At 46.4% G+C, this 15,389-nt stretch carries 14 protein-coding genes and 4 pseudogenes; 15 read left to right on the forward strand and 3 right to left on the reverse strand.

Features of this window, described 5'->3' with window-relative positions; translation table 11 throughout:
• Nucleotides 1-172: 172 nt before the first annotated feature.
• The 7 genes from hpaB (at nucleotide 173) to BM613_RS08510 (ending at nucleotide 7,457) form a co-directional block, all read left to right on the forward strand.
• Nucleotides 173-1,624 (forward strand): 4-hydroxyphenylacetate 3-monooxygenase, oxygenase component, encoded by a 1,452-nt coding sequence (gene hpaB, locus BM613_RS08480; protein ID WP_109430747.1) that lies wholly within the window; start codon nucleotides 173-175, stop codon nucleotides 1,622-1,624.
• Between the two features lie 55 nt (nucleotides 1,625-1,679).
• Entirely contained in the window at nucleotides 1,680-2,642 is a 963-nt protein-coding gene (gene hpaD / locus BM613_RS08485; RefSeq protein WP_109430748.1) for a 3,4-dihydroxyphenylacetate 2,3-dioxygenase, read from the forward strand.
• Nucleotides 2,643-2,779: 137 nt separating this feature from the next.
• Nucleotides 2,780-4,270 carry a spore germination protein gene (locus tag BM613_RS08490; protein WP_109430749.1) on the forward strand — a complete coding sequence of 497 codons (1,491 nt, stop codon included), beginning with the start codon at nucleotides 2,780-2,782 and terminating at the stop codon, nucleotides 4,268-4,270.
• Nucleotides 4,267-5,454: a Ger(x)C family spore germination protein gene (locus BM613_RS08495; RefSeq protein ID WP_109430750.1), complete on the forward strand. Its 1,188-nt coding sequence runs from the start codon at nucleotides 4,267-4,269 to the stop codon at nucleotides 5,452-5,454. The genes BM613_RS08490 and BM613_RS08495 overlap by 4 nt, the downstream gene beginning before the upstream one ends.
• A 43-nt stretch (nucleotides 5,455-5,497) precedes the next feature.
• The gene (locus tag BM613_RS08500; protein WP_109430751.1) at nucleotides 5,498-6,610 is read left to right on the forward strand and encodes an endospore germination permease; all 1,113 of its coding nucleotides are present in this window, start codon (nucleotides 5,498-5,500) and stop codon (nucleotides 6,608-6,610) included.
• Between the two features lie 122 nt (nucleotides 6,611-6,732).
• On the forward strand, nucleotides 6,733-7,227 hold the full coding sequence (locus BM613_RS08505) for an acyltransferase (protein ID WP_245926317.1): 495 nt from the start codon (nucleotides 6,733-6,735) through the stop codon (nucleotides 7,225-7,227).
• Nucleotides 7,224-7,457 carry a hypothetical protein gene (locus BM613_RS08510; protein WP_109430753.1) on the forward strand — a complete coding sequence of 78 codons (234 nt, stop codon included), beginning with the start codon at nucleotides 7,224-7,226 and terminating at the stop codon, nucleotides 7,455-7,457. Before BM613_RS08505 ends, BM613_RS08510 begins: the two co-directional genes overlap by 4 nt.
• Before the next feature lie 98 nt (nucleotides 7,458-7,555).
• Here BM613_RS08510 and BM613_RS08515 read toward each other — a convergent pair whose 3' ends face one another.
• Nucleotides 7,556-8,371: a dienelactone hydrolase family protein gene (locus BM613_RS08515; RefSeq protein WP_109430754.1), complete on the reverse strand. Its 816-nt coding sequence runs from the start codon at nucleotides 8,369-8,371 to the stop codon at nucleotides 7,556-7,558.
• Nucleotides 8,372-8,571: 200 nt separating this feature from the next.
• Nucleotides 8,572-9,156, reverse strand: coding sequence for a helix-turn-helix domain-containing protein (locus BM613_RS08520; protein ID WP_109430755.1), 585 nt, complete (start codon nucleotides 9,154-9,156; stop codon nucleotides 8,572-8,574).
• A 107-nt stretch (nucleotides 9,157-9,263) separates the two neighbouring features.
• Here BM613_RS08520 and BM613_RS08525 point away from each other — a divergent pair, with 107 nt between their 5' ends.
• The 7 genes and pseudogenes from BM613_RS08525 to BM613_RS08550 form a co-directional block, all read left to right on the forward strand.
• Entirely contained in the window at nucleotides 9,264-9,581 is a 318-nt protein-coding gene (locus tag BM613_RS08525; RefSeq protein ID WP_109430756.1) for an AzlD domain-containing protein, read from the forward strand.
• Between the two features lie 12 nt (nucleotides 9,582-9,593).
• On the forward strand, nucleotides 9,594-10,295 hold the full coding sequence (locus BM613_RS08530) for an AzlC family ABC transporter permease (RefSeq protein ID WP_109430757.1): 702 nt from the start codon (nucleotides 9,594-9,596) through the stop codon (nucleotides 10,293-10,295).
• A gap of 196 nt (nucleotides 10,296-10,491) precedes the next feature.
• The gene (locus BM613_RS08535) at nucleotides 10,492-10,785 is read left to right on the forward strand and encodes a transposase (RefSeq protein WP_109430758.1); all 294 of its coding nucleotides are present in this window, start codon (nucleotides 10,492-10,494) and stop codon (nucleotides 10,783-10,785) included.
• Nucleotides 10,786-11,006: 221 nt separating this feature from the next.
• A pseudogene (locus BM613_RS15780) lies at nucleotides 11,007-11,063 on the forward strand (hypothetical protein); the annotation flags it as partial.
• Between the two features lie 3 nt (nucleotides 11,064-11,066).
• Nucleotides 11,067-11,186: pseudogene (locus BM613_RS15785) on the forward strand (IS3 family transposase); the annotation flags it as partial.
• 663 nt (nucleotides 11,187-11,849) lie between these two features.
• On the forward strand, nucleotides 11,850-13,382 hold the full coding sequence (gene ltrA, locus BM613_RS08545; protein ID WP_219930662.1) for a group II intron reverse transcriptase/maturase: 1,533 nt from the start codon (nucleotides 11,850-11,852) through the stop codon (nucleotides 13,380-13,382).
• Between the two features lie 80 nt (nucleotides 13,383-13,462).
• Nucleotides 13,463-13,945, forward strand: a pseudogene (locus BM613_RS08550) (IS3 family transposase); the annotation flags it as partial.
• A 63-nt stretch (nucleotides 13,946-14,008) separates the two neighbouring features.
• Here the strand turns inward: BM613_RS08550 and BM613_RS15790 are convergent.
• A pseudogene (locus tag BM613_RS15790) lies at nucleotides 14,009-14,537 on the reverse strand (DUF6904 family protein).
• A gap of 250 nt (nucleotides 14,538-14,787) precedes the next feature.
• On the opposite strand from BM613_RS15790, the gene BM613_RS08560 reads away from it, so the two are divergent.
• Nucleotides 14,788-15,375, forward strand: coding sequence for a chorismate mutase (locus BM613_RS08560; RefSeq protein WP_109430762.1), 588 nt, complete (start codon nucleotides 14,788-14,790; stop codon nucleotides 15,373-15,375).
• Nucleotides 15,376-15,389: the final 14 nt, after the last annotated feature.

The raw sequence follows: 15,389 nt of genomic DNA on the forward strand, positions 1-15,389 counted from the left end.
TCACTTCCCCTTTCAGACGTCCCATATGATTCACATATGCAAAACGAATTTTATAAGTATTTTCAATGTTTTAAAAGGGGTGATAGATTTTAATCATCTTATTACAATCGATCGGTCCATTTCACGATTCCGATCTTTTACAAACTAGACTCTATGAACAGGAGCGGTAAGAATGCCAGCAAGAACAGGACAACAATATGTCGATGCGCTCAATCAAGCCCAAAATAACGTCTGGGTTAACGGCGAGAAGGTAGAAAAAGTTTCAGAACACCCTGCCTTTCGTAACATCGTGCAAAGTATGCGTCATTTATATGACTTGCAGTATGAAAAATCAGAGAAAATGCTGTACACGTCCCCCTCGACAGGAGATCTCGTCGGATTGTCATTCATCGCCCCAAAGTCAAAAGAAGATCTTAGGCGCAGAAGAGAAATGATTTATGAGTGGGCCAGTTTTTCCGGTGGCATGATGGGGCGATCACCAGATTATTTAAATACGAGTGTCATGTCATTTGGCACAGCCGCCTCCTTTTTTGCTCAAGACAATCCGATGTTTGGCGAAAATGTTCGCAACTATTACGAGTACTGTCGAGAGAACGATTTAAGTCTGACACATACGTTAATTCATCCCCAAGCAAATCGATCGAAAAATCAGTCAAACCAAAAGGATCCCTATCTATCTGCCCGTATTGTCGAAAAAAATGCAGATGGCATTCTCGTACGTGGTGCCCGCCTGCTTGCAACACTTGGGGGCGTAACGGACGAAGTCATCGTTTTTCCTTCAACACTTAATAAGGCGACAGGTGAAGATGATCCCTATGCGCTCGCGTTTGCTATTCCAAACAATACCCCCGGACTCAAATTCATCTGCCGGGAACCTTTTGACTACGGGAAAAGTCACTGGGATCATCCCATGGGTTCACGATTTGATGAAAGCGATGCCATTATGGTGTTTGACGACGTTTTAGTGCCTTGGGATCGCGTATTTATTGCTGGCAACCACGACTTATGCAATCGTACTTATTTTGAAACGAATGCTGTCATGCATATGACTCATCAAGTGGTCACAAAAAATATGGCAAAAACAGAATTTGTGCTAGGCATCGTGCTTAGTATCATTGATGCCATCAACATTTCGCAATTTCAACATGTAAAAGAAAAAGCAACCGAAGTCATGCTTACCTTGGAAATCATGAAAGCGCTTCTACATCAATCTGAAGCAAACGCAAAAATAGATCAATACGGAAACATGACACCAGACTTTGCTCCACTCAATACTGCGCGTAACTGGTATCCAAAAGTCTACCAGCGCTTGACGGAAATTATTCGCATTTTAGGTTCTAGCGGTTTGATGGCAATTCCCACAGAAGCAGATTTTGCTTCTTTAGAAATCGGCGACTTGATGCGCAAATACAATCAAGGAGCAGCGATTGATGGATACGACCGCGTGCAATTATATCGACTTGCTTGGGATGTTTCCATGAGTGCCTTTGGGACGCGACAGATGCTATATGAGTATTACTTCTTTGGCGACCCGGTCCGAATGGCGAGTGCGTACTACGATTGGTACAACAAAGAGCCTTATAAGGTGAAAATTCAAAACTTCCTAAAACGCACAGATGCATAAAACCAAAAACACCAACATCGATTGTGTCAATCAGCAGAGTAAAGAGGGGGATCGCATGAGTGATTTTAATATCATCCGACTGCATCATGTAAGTTTAAATGTGACTGATTTAGAAAAGGCACGCCATTTTTACGTAGAAGGTTTAGGAATGATCGAAACCGCTTCCGATGATAAGCAACTCTTTTTACGCGCGATCGACGATGCCAATCATCATTGTCTCGTATTGCGACAAGCTGATCAACCAAGTTTGCACCACCTTGCTTATCGCGTGTCTAGTGAAGCAGAACTCGCGCAACTCGAAGAGCTCTTTCTAGCTGAGAAACTGCCGCTGCGTTGGGTTGAGAAAGGGGAGGAACAAGGACAAGGTCGTGCCTTGCGCATACAAGATCCCCAGGGTTTCCCTGTCGAATTCTTCTGTGAAATGGATCGTGTAAAACCCCTGATGCAAAATTTTCATCTTCATCGCGGAGCCAAAATCAAACGCATAGACCACGCAAATTGTCTTGTCCGAGACATCGACCAAGCATATCAGTGGTACACTGAAAAATTAGGATTCCGCTGTTCAGAATATACCGTTTCAGGGGAAGCCAAAGAGCGCTTATGGGCCGCGTGGTTACACCGGAAGCCTTCCGTTCACGACTTGGCAATGATCCGCGAAATTGGGCCACGCTACCATCACACTGGTTTTTGGATTGATGACGCAAAGACGATTCTAGACGCCTGTGACCATTTGGCAAGTATCGGCTATCACCAAAATATTGAACGCGCTCCTGGTCGTCATGGGACGTCCAATGCATTTTTTGTCTATGTTCGTGATCCAGATGGTCACCGCACCGAACTGTATACAGGAGATTACTTTACGAACGATCCGGACTGGGAACCCATTCGTTGGGAATTAAATCATCCTCAGCGTGCGACCTTTTGGGGAACTCTCCCTCCTGCTAGTTGGCGCGAAGAAGCAATGCCTGTACAGCACATTTTATCTGGAGAATTACTTGATGTTCAGCCGCCCGTATAAGTTTTCTGCCTGCTCAACCGTCGTTCTGTTTGCATAATAATGGAAAACAAGTGCAAACTAAGTGCATCCAGATCAAGTGTTGTTTCACAACATCGGACACAATGCACGCCGAATGCGACGGAAGGTGAGCAATTCGCATGATTATCCATCAGATCACAAATAATCTAACAGAAAACGTCCATCTGCTCCAAATGCGCTTTGCCACAAGTGCAGATATCAATATGCATCAGTTTGACCTCATTTTAACAGATCACAGTCGTGTCACCGTCTTAAGTATTTCTGTGCAATCTTTGATTGACTTAAATCAGATTCACACAAATGTCATCGAACCCATGATCCAACAGCCATTCTCTTCTCGAGAAAATCTAATTCAAGAAATTCAACAACGCATTTTTATTAAAAATGGCACGTCCTACACACAACTTGAACCCTGTCTCGAACAAGTTGTGCAAGGGGGCGTCGCCTTCTTTTTTGACGGTCTCAGCCGCGCACTCGTCATTTCTGCGCCCGGCACACCTGCACGATCGATCGAAGAGCCAAGTACAGAAGCAACCATTCGCGGTTCCCACGAAGGCTTTGTCGAATCAATCAGCACCAATATGGCTCTCATCCGCAAGCGCATCAAAGACGCACGCTTGCGCTTTCAGTCTGTTACAATCGGCACACTCACTCACACACAAGTAGTCGTCGCATTTATTGATGGTCTCACAGCACCCGCGATGATTCACACCGCCTTACAAAAGTTACAACAGATCAAAGTCGACAGCATCAACAGTTCTGGCGACATCGAACAAATGATCGAGGCAGATCCCTGGACGATCTTTACTACCGTTGGTAATACCGAAAAACCGGATCGCGCAGCAGCGCTACTGGCAGAAGGGCGTATCCTCATTCTCGTCGACGGTGATCCAACGATCCTCTATGGTCCCCACTTATTCATCGAAGCTTTTCAGAGTCCTGAAGACTATAGTTCTCGCCCATATTATGTATCTTTTATTCGTCTATTGCGCTTTATCAGCTTTTTTATCAGCATCTATACCCCTGCACTCTTTATCGCAGCGCTTAATTTTCACAAGGAAATGATCCCCGTCGCCTTACTGCCTAACTTTCAAGGAGCAAACGAAAAAGCTCCTTTTCCCATCGTTTTTGAAATCGTCGTCATGCTCGTCATGTTCGAAGTGGTTCGTGAAGCGGGAGTGCGCTTGCCAAAAACCGTAGGCTCAGCAGTAAGCATCGTCGGCGCTTTGATTCTCGGCCAGGTCTCCGTGCAGGCAGGACTCGTGAGTGCCCCTTCTATCATTGTCGTCGCCGTATCCGTCATCGCCAGTTTTTTGCTGACGCCAATAGCCGATGTGGTCTCTCTGCTGCGAATTTTCAATCTCATTGCTGTGAGTATTTTTGGCCTTTTTGGTCTCTTTATGGTGACAGTAGCGACGATTACACACATGGTCACACTACGATCTCTTGGCGTCCCTTATATGGCACCAATCGCTCCCCTGCATTTTCGGGACTGGAAAGATACCCTCGTGCGTGTCTCTGTTCGCCTGAACAAAATGCGGCCAGAAAGCATTCCCACATTACAACCAAAACGCATTGACCATCTGCCAAGAGATGAAAAGAATCCATGAAAATCCACTCCCTGCTTCTGATCGCACTCTCTCTTCTCTTGTCTTTGCCGCTTACAGGGTGCTGGAGCAGTCTTGAGTTGCGCGACGCTGCGATCGTCTCAGGCCTTGGCATAGAAAAAGTAAAACGTCAAACGTATCGTTTGACAGTAGAAGTGATCAGTGGGAAAAACACGCAAGGCTCCGCTTCCGCAAATAAAAGCAACCGCATTTTATTTACCAAATCAGGGCATACAGTACTGAGCATCGAGCGCAACATGATTCGCGACGTAAAGCGCCGTTTGATCTTCACCCATGCAAAATCGCTCGTAATCAGTGACCAAGTAGCAAAAGAGGATCTATTTTGGCTTCTTGATACGTGGGTGCGCGATCAGCAGCCACGACTTATCGCCTATCTCTTTGTCACACCGGATTCCGTTGAAGAAGTGCTCGAACAATCGAGTGCCAATCAAACCAGCGCAAGTGCGGAATTTCCACTTTCCACAGGTGCTGAAAACATTAGATTTATCTCAAATTACACTACGCCAACCATCTTAGAATTCTTAAAAAACCTTTTTGAGCCGACCAATACCGCTTATTTACCGATGTTGCGAATAAAAAGCGCTCAGTCAGGTCAAATCGTCGAATACTCTGGCACAGCGGTGATCAACCACGACCACATGGTTGGAGAACTGAACACAAAACAAACCCAAGGGCTCGTATGGCTAATCAATAAGGAGATGGGCGGGGCAATTGACACGTTTTCTCCTGTCACACACAGGCGTCAGGCGCTAGAAGTAACAGGGGAAAAGACGGACATGCATACCCTGTTTGCCCATAATCGATTACTTGTACACTTTGCCGTGCACTTAAAAGGAACCGTTGCAGAAGATGCGACAGGCCAAGATATGGATCAGCCTGCGGCGAACCGCGAGATGGAACAGGCGATTGCCAAACAAGCACAAGATATTCTCTGTGATACAGTACGCACGTTGCAACACCAAAAAACAGATTTATTAGGCGTTGGACTTCACATTTACCGTACCCATCCAAAACTCTGGCACAAACTACAGTCGCACTGGGATGAGGCATTTGCACACGCCAAAATCACAACAAGGGTCGATGTCGTCATCCAACATCCTGGATTGATTCGTTCCATCTATCCGCATCTACCGCTGTCCGTCCCTTCTATTTCCTTACCGAAATGAGAACAATCCGCGATATTCGCGATAAAAAGGAGGGTAACACCGTATGCCACTTGAAAAGGCGAGTCGTTGGGAATCCTTTTTTGCCACCATGATAACCCTACCAATCATCGGCCACGCTGTACTTGTCTCCTTACTCGTACGCACCGTGGGACGGGACGAGTGGCTAGCTGTGTTAATCACCACCCCTTTGGCAGCAGCCCTCGTTTATGCAATCTGGCGCGTGCGTAAAGAAGATCCTCAAGCAACGTTTCCTGCACTTGCGAAAAAACTGCTAGGACGACCACTTGGATTTGTTCTCACACTCGTTCTCGCGTTATATTTGTTGTTTCTTTCTATGAGTTCCATCGCATTTCTCGTCGACTTTATCCAAATTTCCTTTTTCCCGGAGACTCCGACCTTCGCACTTGTGCTGTTCTTTGCCCTTTTCTGCCTTTACGCCATCTTCAAAGGAACAAAAGTGATCCTCCAAACTGCCATTGTACTGGGCATCTCCAGCTTATTTACAGGTTCAACAGTCACGATGATGAGCTCTCCGATGAAAGATTTTGGCGAGTGGCTGCCCTTTTTAGAGTTTGGACTCAAACCAGTGGGCTTAGGCGTTTGGGTTGTACTCAGCATGTGGGCAGAACTGTTATTTTTACTTACCCTACCATTTGAAGACACAAATCCTCCTGTGTACTTAAAGCTCTGGATCATCAGTATCGCAATCAATGCATTCATGACGATCACACCGACTATGGGCGTCATCTCACTTTTTGGCCTTGGCTTCGCCTCCATGCTTACCTATCCGACGGAAGAGACGACGCGCATCATTCATCTCTTTATCGTCGATCGCTTCGATATCTACGGACTCATGCTCATGACCTTTGGCACCTATATTCGCACAACCTTGTATTTTCGACTCGGCTTTGATCTGCTTTTTCCCCCAAAGCAAAAACAAGTGCGCTCGACCTTTTTAAGGATCGTTATGGCGCTATTGTTTGCCTTACTTGCAGGGATCGCTTATCTGATCGCAAAGCAACATGTGCGAGTCGAACAAATTCTACTGCTTTATACACTGTGCGGCGCACTGATCCTCCTTCCCTTTCTCCTCCTTGTCATACTGTGGATAAAAAACAAACTCGCAGCGCGACAAATCGCGTTAAAAACAAGTTAATACAAAGCCACAGCCATACGTGAAAACCCTTCGATAGTTAATGAGCCAATTTGTTAACATGATCAGCGTTTGTGAGGAGTTATCTTTGATGGAGCGCATAGGTTACTTTAGAGGTGATAAACTTGGCGAACGTAAAAATCAATCAACCGTATGCCGTTTATGGTTATGGAGAGATTGTATACGGGGAAAATGTTTTTATTGCAGAACATGCGTGGCTCTCTTTCCCAAGACCAGGCTCACGACTGACAATTGGTGACAATTCGCAAATCGGACGCTTTTTTGGTGTTTCCTGTGCTTCAAATATTACCATCGGTCATAGCTGCCTTATCGGTGAGCGTGTATTTATAGCAGATGTTGGACATTCATACGAAGATCCATCTGTTCCTATCCTTATCTCTGGATTAACGGAGGCAAAACCCGTACACATCGGCGATGATGTCCTAATCGGTGTCGGATCTTTTATAGGGCCAGGTGTGACAATTGGAAACCACGTAATGATAGGGGCCAATTCAGTCGTAGTAAAAGACGTACCCAGCTACAGTGTAATTGCTGGAAATCCCGCACGAATCATAAAATTTTATGACTTTACCTCAGAAAAATGGATGACTGTGCCGTGAGTAACATGTCATTTACCTTTTGGCTTCTTTATCAAGACAGCACAGCGACTGTAGTTCCTTTCTATGAAAAAGTTGTCGCAAATACTGTGAGCGATGCAATCGCATCATTCGCCTCGCTGTATAGTCTACAAACCAATGATGTGCAGGAAGATCACCATAAAAACGTTTGGAGAATTTGGTTTCAAGCAAACTCCGGGGATTACGTCAAATATGAGGTACACGTTGTTTAAAACGCTCAATCCATGACCTAATTCCCCGTCTGTCTGCCTAAAGTCAAATTCATCATGGGTCATACAAACCACACGGCCATATGATTGTATTTACTCCCCTATGAGAGCACTTGGTGGAAAAACTGCAACATACGGAAATAGGCATCCCTTGCTGAAAGTACATGGTAGGAACTCCGTGTATCATTAAAAAAGGCGTGATTGGCTCCTTTATAAATGTGGAATTCAAAAGACTTCCCAGCTGATTTCATTGCACTAGCAAATCCTTCAACCCCATCTGTGATCCGCTTATCCTCTTCACCGTAAAAACCAACGACAGGACACTGAATCTTAGAAATCAGATCCTCTTTAGGTGCACTACCATAAAAGATCCCCGCCCCGCGCAATTCAGGATCGTGACAGGCAAGCAATGCAGAGAGACTCCCCCCCATACAAAAACCAACTGAAGCAACCCCTTTGCCTACCGTTTTCGAGTATTGATTGCGCAAAAACAACGAGGTCTGTACTAACTGTGGTAGGTATTGTTCTAGATGTAGCCCACCAAATAAAACTCTAAATGTTTCGCTAATATCCATTTTTTGATTGGATGGCAGGCGATTTAAGGCTGCTTCACGCTCTTCTGGATTATGCCATACTGTAGGTGGCAGAGAGTCAAGAAAACCCTTGATCTGTTCGATCCGTCCAGCAGCAAGGGAACTCGGTCGATCCCCATGCTTTGCATATAAATCAGGGGCGAACGCAACGTAACCCGCACTTGCAAACCTTCGCACCACATCCTGAATGTGTTCGTCCACACCCCAAATCTCCTGGATGACAATAATCGCTTCCAAAGGTTCTGACACATGGTCAGGCGAAGCCACATAACCCAAATACTCTTGATCCAATCCATATCGAATCCAATCACTTTGAATTCCCATTGTTACTCCTCCGATCATTAATACGCGTAACCCTCATCAAGGGGACGCATCGACATTATTCGAAAGCATGATTGATTCATCATAGCAAAGCACGTAAGCTTGCTGAAGATTGAACCCAGCGTAGTGAATACTTCCGCTTGTGCATTTTCAAGTGCTTATTGATCAAATGGTACACCATGTCAAACTGTTTCTATGCGTGTCTAAGGCAACTTTAAATCATTCGAATGCAAATACACAAGCATGACGAGAAATTCACAAGGCAAGCCCCCTTTGTTCACATAGGTGTGACGAACATCAGCTTGGAAGTGAACTGAATCTCCTTGCCCCAATACATACTCCTGCTGTTCTAGCAGAAGTGTTAATTGACCGTTCTTTACCCAAATCCCCTCGGTAACGTTGACCCCATGAGCGTCGGCTGAATGCGAGCATCCCGGTAAAAGTCGTGATTCATATAAGTCAGCAGGTTGCGGATTGCTTATGGCCAGAACGTTTCTCACCACATAATTACCATCATCGTCGAGCACAATGGGTTGATCCTGTTGAAGGATCACAGTAACCTGCGGTTGGTCAACATCCTGAAGGAACGATGAAAAAGGAATCTGCAATCCGTTTGCAATTTTCCACAGGGTGACGACAGTAGGATTAGATTCCCCACGTTCAATTTGACCTAGCATCGGCTTACTGACTCCTGTCAATTTCGCCAGATCATCCAGCGTCAGGCTTCGCTCTCTACGAATTGTTCGCAACACCTTTCCAATGTGTTGCGTTAGATAATCCATATCCATAAGCACCCTCCTTGAAATATATTATAGCATACAAATATATGTTATGATACAATTCGCTTCATCGATAACGCTACACTTCCATACTACACGTAGAGAGGTCGATGTTCATGAATTCTCTGTTCTTCGAAACGATTCTCATTGGCGCAGGGACATATTTAATTCGAGCAGGGTCACTCAGCAGTGGCAGTCGAATCAAGTGGCCAGATTGGGTCCACAAATGGTTGTCATTCGTGACACCTGCCGTTTTAGGTGCTTTGCTCGGACCTCTACTTCTATCCCCAGAAAGTGATTGGAACTCACAACTACACAACCCGACTCTAATTGCCACTGTTCCAACTGCGGTTGTGGGTTGGTTCAGTCGAAACCTATTGTTAACAGTGGCCGTCGGAGTTGGATGTTTCGCTATACTTCGTTATTGGATCTGAGGTGATAGATGCATGGAGCGTTCACCATATGATAAAGGCATACGAGATGCAATTCCAATCGTTTCGGCATACTTCCCAATATCCATGACCTTTGGTGTTATTGCCACTAGCGGTGGTATTCCTTGGGCAATCACTATTCTCATCTCAGCGTGGATTTACGCAGGAAGCGCCCAGTTTATGTTGGTAAGCCTAGCATTATCTGGTACATCACCAACATCGACAGTCATTACTGTCCTGTTAGTCAATCTAAGACACTTCCTCTACGGAACAACACTTGGCCCTTCCTTCATGAAATGGTCGGAACCAAAACGATGGCTGTCGGCGTTCGGGCTCACAGACGAGGTATTTGCTGTCACGAGCAGCCGCTTCATTACCGAAACTCCGCTACCAGCGTACCAGGTCACGTTTACTTATATTTGTTACATCTCATGGCTTCTCGGAACGATTATCGGCGCGAGCATTGGCAAGGTTGTACCCTCTGTTGTTTCGGATATTCTTAGTTTTGCCTTGCCAGCGCTATTTGTAGCTTTGTTGATGCTGGGAAATCGCTCTATCCCTTATTTTATCGCAGCGATTTTGGGTGCAGGGTTATCTGTACTCGCAGATAGGTTGAGTATGGAGAGCTTCGGCATCGTCATGGGGGCACTAGTTGGTGCAACCTGCGGCATGTTCCTTCAAAGGGTTTCTATGAATCTACCTACACGACGATCATAGGTATTTTTACACAATTTTTCCGGGTAAGTGACAATGATTATTCCGGGTGCTTTTACTCTACGTTCGAAGAAGTTGAGTCCGTATAATGGTGTAAATTCAGTAGACGCACTGGGTGACATCATGTTGCTAGACTTAATAGTGGACACAACGAATCGAGAATGTAAGAATAAGGTGATTTCAATTCGAGGTGTGCAGAATGGCTCAACAGAAGCAATATGATAAAGAATTCAAATTAAATACCGTGCAGTTGATTTTGGAGTCGGGAAAGCCCATTACCCAAATCGCTCGTGAGTTGAGGATTTCTTCGAAAACATTATACGGGTGGGTTGCGCAGTATAAGGACGACCCGAAGAATGCTTTCATCGGCAGCGGAAACCTGAAACCGGACGACAAGGAATTGCGAGATATGCAAAAACGCATTCGTGATTTGGAGGAGGAGAATGCGATCTTAAAAAAAGCAATGCGCATCTTCACCAACGATCGGAAGTAAGGTACCAGTTCATCCATGAACACCGCTTCGAGTTTTCGGTCCAGAAGATGTGCAAACTGCTCGACGTATCTCGAAGCGGTTATTATCAGTGGCTAAAGCGACCGGAGAGCGAACGCTCCCGCCGTCGCAAGGAGCTCACAGGGCGAATCTATGAGATCTATGTGCAGTCGCGACGACTTTACGGGAGCCCCAAAATCACACAGGTGTGACGAAGAGAGGGAATCCGGGTTTCGCAAAAGACGGTCTCTCGTATAATGCGAGAGGAAGGGCTGAAATCCCGTGTGCGCAAGTATAAGGCAACGACCAATTCAAAACATAATGATCCAGTTCAGGACAATGTGCTGAATCAGACATTTGTTGCTCAGAAGCCAGGACAAGTGTGGATGTCAGATATTACCTACAGTACGCCCAGTTAACATCAGTCGCATCTTGGCGCTTATGTTACTTGAGCATGTTTTGGAATGCGAACTCGAAAAGAAGTAATTTCGAGCACTCGCCCTTCCTCTGCTACGAGGGGAAGTGAGCCGAAGCGGCGGTGACTTGCTGGACACTGGCAAAGTGACGAAGTCCGTGGGAAACGGGGTTTGCGGCGAAGCGGTTACGCCAAGATGAATCTCTAGGCTAAGTATGGGACGGTTGAGGAACACGAACCTATTTATACGCATCTGTGGGTTGAAATGTCACCCCTGCCTACACCGCTTACTAGGCAGGTCTCGAATTCCGTCTCAGACACAGGTAAGGGATGAGGCGGCGATTGTCAGTTGGAAATGTAAGCTAGCCGACATGGTACTACGGGGAGCGCGTAGCTAGACCGTGGTGTTCGAGACGACTTGCGGCAAGCAAGGATAAAGACTGCGATAGGCAACCTCGCCCATACGCTATAACGTCCAGCATGTGAACTGGGGAAGGTTTGTACAGATGCCAAGGGAGTGTGCCCCCGATGATGTACAAGCTGGCGGAGCCTCTATAGTAGTCCGAGGCCGTGAAAGACGGTTACATGGCGAAGAGAGGCAGTTTACGCGGTTTGCTTGGCTAATTAACTGACCATAGTGAGGTGAAGACCTTTGATAATCAGTGAAATGCAAAACAAACTGGCGACATGGTCAATGGAGAGCAAGGAGCGCAAATTCGACCGCCTCTTGAGACTAGTTGCTGACAGAACATGGCTAAGTGAAGCGGCTCGCATCACACTGTCATCCAGTGGAGCCCGCACACCAGGCGTAGACCGTGTCGATAAGCGGATGATGGAGGACAATCTCCAACAAGAGCTGGAAACCATACGGGACGAGCTGTTGGCGGGCACTTATACTCCCCTTCCAGCGCGTCGAGTCTACATCCCGAAAAAGAACGGCAAGCTCAGACCACTCGGTATTCCCTCCCTACGAGACAGGATTGTACAACGAGCCATGTTCATGGTGATGGAACCCATTTGGGAAAGTGATTTTCACGCTTACTCTTACGGGTTCAGGCCTTCCCGAAGTGTTCATCATGCGATTCGTACCGTGAAAAGCCAATTGACAGCCTCAGATAGTCGAGGCAGCGCGGGGCGCTGGGTGATCGAAGGAGACCTAGCGAGCTACTTCGATACGGTTCATCATCGGCTATTAATGAGGGTCGTTAGCAAACGCATTGCTGATAAACGCTTCTTAACCCTGCTATGGAAATTTATCAAAGCAGGGCACGTTGACAAGGGTCTGTTTCGTGCATCAAGTGAAGGAGTTCCTCAAGGTGGTGTCATTTCACCTATATTATCCAACATTATGCTCCATGAGTTTGATGCATGGATGGAAGAGAGATATCTGACCAAAAAGGTACGAAAAGACAGATGGGCATGGAACGATGGAATTCGTAAACAACGCCCCATCGTTACGAAAGAAAACCGACAGTGGAAGCCTGCGATATCCTATTGTCGCTATGCTGATGATTTTCTGGTCATCGTAAAAGGTACCAAGGCTCATGCAGAAATCATGCGTGAAGCTTGCAGGCAGTTTCTTGAGGATAAACTGAAGCTTACGTTAAACATGGACAAGACCCATATCACGCATGTGAACGATGGCTTTATCTTCCTTGGGCATCGAGTCATTCGCAGGAAAGGGCCAAAAGGACGAATGCACGTTGTGACAACCATTCCATGGGAGAAATATCGAGGGTTTGTCGGCAAATTGGTGAAACAACTTTCTGCAAACTACAGCGTAAACCGAATGGATATGGTGGAAAGCCTAAACCGTCAACTTGCGGGTTGGGCGAACTTTTATCGATACACCGACTATACCTCTAGCATATTCAGCAAAGTGGACCGCGTGGTTTTCTGGAAGTTAGCCTACTGGTTGGCGCGAAAGTACAAGCAGGGTTTTCGAAAACTCATGCGTGACCATGTTCGAGTTCCTGAACTAGGAAAGGCGAAAACATGGGTACTTCGTAGCAGAGATAGTCGGGGTTGCTATAGGGTGATAGCACTTCGGCGACTTGTCACCAGTCCTAAAAATCGTTTTCTTTGGAGGAATCCTGAAAAGAATCCATACCTGCTTAGCGACCCAGCTCGACATTCAATTGAATCGCGTTATTGGGACGTCGCCTTTGCTTTGAGCAACACGTAAATGGAGAGCCGGATGCGCTGAGACGTGCAAGTCCGGTTCGGAGAGGAGATGCAGGGAAATAGTTCGACTACGCCCTGCTTCTTACTCTACTCCCAACGGACGAGGGATGGGTCTACCTAGCCAGCTTGGAGGATCTATATAGCCGTAAAATTGTGGGTTGGAGTGCGGGTGCAAGGATGACGAAAGAGCTGTGCATTAAGGCGTTGGAGCGGGCCTGGGAACGCCAGCGGCCGACAGGATCCGTATTGCATCATTCGGACCGTGGGAGCCAATACGCCTCTCATGACTACCAGGAAAAGCTGCAAGAGTACGGGATGGTTGGTAGCATGAGCCGCAAAGGGAATTGCTTTGATAATGCGTGCATCGAGTCCTTTCACAGCATTATCAAGCGAGAGCTCGTCTACCTCGAAAAGTTCAAAACGAGAGAGCAAGCCATACAACGAATTTTCGAGTACATCGAGGTGTGGTACAACCGGGAGCGGGTACACTCATCCATCGGCTATCTAACGCCGGTTGAATATGAAAGAAGATATTTCCAAGTATCGAGGGCCAAGGCAAGCTGAGCGGGACAAAAGTAATCATATCAGAATATTAAAACTTTGGATTTCTCCGTTCTGGAGTGTCCACTATATTGACTTAATACTATCCTTATGCATTAGATTCATTATTCGCTTGTATTGAGCCTCTGTCACTACTTCCTTCACACAACTCATCACCGAGGACTGACACAATCTTGCGGTCGCAACATTTGCATCCCATTGAACGCGCTTGTCCATTAGAGGGAAAGGAGCGGTTCTTGCCTGTTTTTTGGAGTAAAGGCGGATAAAATCGTTCAGGGCAATAGTGACGAAAAGCGCTTCAGGATAGTAGATTTGGCACTTGTAATAGAGATTTTTCCCTGGCGTGATCATCTCCAAGAATTTCATTCTGTCCTCGTCCATGCCATTCGAAACGAACTCGATTTCCCGATCTCCTTGAAATGCGTGTCGGATATCATACATGACTCCAAGAACGCGGAGTCGAGCACCTTCGTAGTCCCCATTCGCCTTCGTCCCCGATAATGGTGAGCAAAGACATGTACAGGGTATCTAAGTCCTGGAAATCGCCAGATATCTCGATACCAGCGAGATTCCGTGTGTTGCGAAGCGTTAGCATGTGTGTTCACCTGCGTTCGTGTTGATAGGATTAAGGTTAGTATAGCGGAAATGACGGGGATACAGGTTGAAGGTCATTGAGGTGGATAAGAAAATAAAGTTGATGAGATTCGACTTGCCGTTATATTTTAAACTTTATAGAGCAGTGAACCATCCACTTATTCTTCAACCTATAATCTCAAACCCTTAACACAATCTGCTACAATTATCTAAAACCTACAATATTGACGGAGCAGAGGAGGAAGTACCCTATGATGCGAGTCCCCTACGACCATCACCTTGAACCGATTGACGAACAACTGGCGAAGCTGATAGCGGAACGACTTCGGATCAGCCAAGGTACGAACGGCTATCCAACAAAAGAACAGTTTGATCGATGGTGTGAGGAATATCATGTTGATCGCCACGTCATTGCATCGGTGTTCGCCGCGATGAACAATCCGCGCCGCCCGCCGCGACTACCCGTTTCACCGCAAAACTTGGTCGGCATCGTTCCTGTGATGAAGAAAGTACAGTCGGAAGGAATCGCCTATCAAATTACTCGTATGGAACAATATGCAGATTTCAGTCTTGTTTACGTGGATATCTACACAGATGATGATGCGGAAACTGCAGAGTTGAACATTCAGCTTATGTTAAACGTTGAGCCGAGTGAGGGGCGGCAGATCCAATTTCACCGTTCCCAAGGACACACGAACCAATCGTCTCTGGTATACATGGTCAGCCCAAAATTACCCGACGACCTCAAAGCCTTTTCGTTCCGACTCGTTCCAAATCCCATGCCACACCACCCGCGTCCGCCAGAGAGGATTTTAGATCAGACGGTTGCGTTCGATTAAGGGGTTCAATGTTC

Source organism: Sulfoacidibacillus thermotolerans (assembly GCF_003144315.1).
GTDB lineage: Bacteria > Bacillota > Bacilli > Alicyclobacillales > SLC66 > Sulfoacidibacillus > Sulfoacidibacillus thermotolerans.

Coding starts and splice junctions, on each gene's coding strand:
- BM613_RS08530 (WP_109430757.1), top strand. CDS start 9,594: ATGGAGCGTTCACCATATGATAAAGGCATACGAGATGCAATTCCAATC.
- BM613_RS08490 (WP_109430749.1), top strand. CDS start 2,780: ATGATTATCCATCAGATCACAAATAATCTAACAGAAAACGTCCATCTG.
- BM613_RS08535 (WP_109430758.1), top strand. CDS start 10,492: ATGGCTCAACAGAAGCAATATGATAAAGAATTCAAATTAAATACCGTG.
- BM613_RS08495 (WP_109430750.1), top strand. CDS start 4,267: ATGAAAATCCACTCCCTGCTTCTGATCGCACTCTCTCTTCTCTTGTCT.
- BM613_RS08560 (WP_109430762.1), top strand. CDS start 14,788: ATGATGCGAGTCCCCTACGACCATCACCTTGAACCGATTGACGAACAA.
- BM613_RS08525 (WP_109430756.1), top strand. CDS start 9,264: ATGAATTCTCTGTTCTTCGAAACGATTCTCATTGGCGCAGGGACATAT.
- hpaB (WP_109430747.1), top strand. CDS start 173: ATGCCAGCAAGAACAGGACAACAATATGTCGATGCGCTCAATCAAGCC.
- BM613_RS08515 (WP_109430754.1), bottom strand. CDS start 8,371: ATGGGAATTCAAAGTGATTGGATTCGATATGGATTGGATCAAGAGTAT.
- hpaD (WP_109430748.1), top strand. CDS start 1,680: ATGAGTGATTTTAATATCATCCGACTGCATCATGTAAGTTTAAATGTG.
- BM613_RS08520 (WP_109430755.1), bottom strand. CDS start 9,156: ATGGATATGGATTATCTAACGCAACACATTGGAAAGGTGTTGCGAACA.
- BM613_RS08500 (WP_109430751.1), top strand. CDS start 5,498: ATGCCACTTGAAAAGGCGAGTCGTTGGGAATCCTTTTTTGCCACCATG.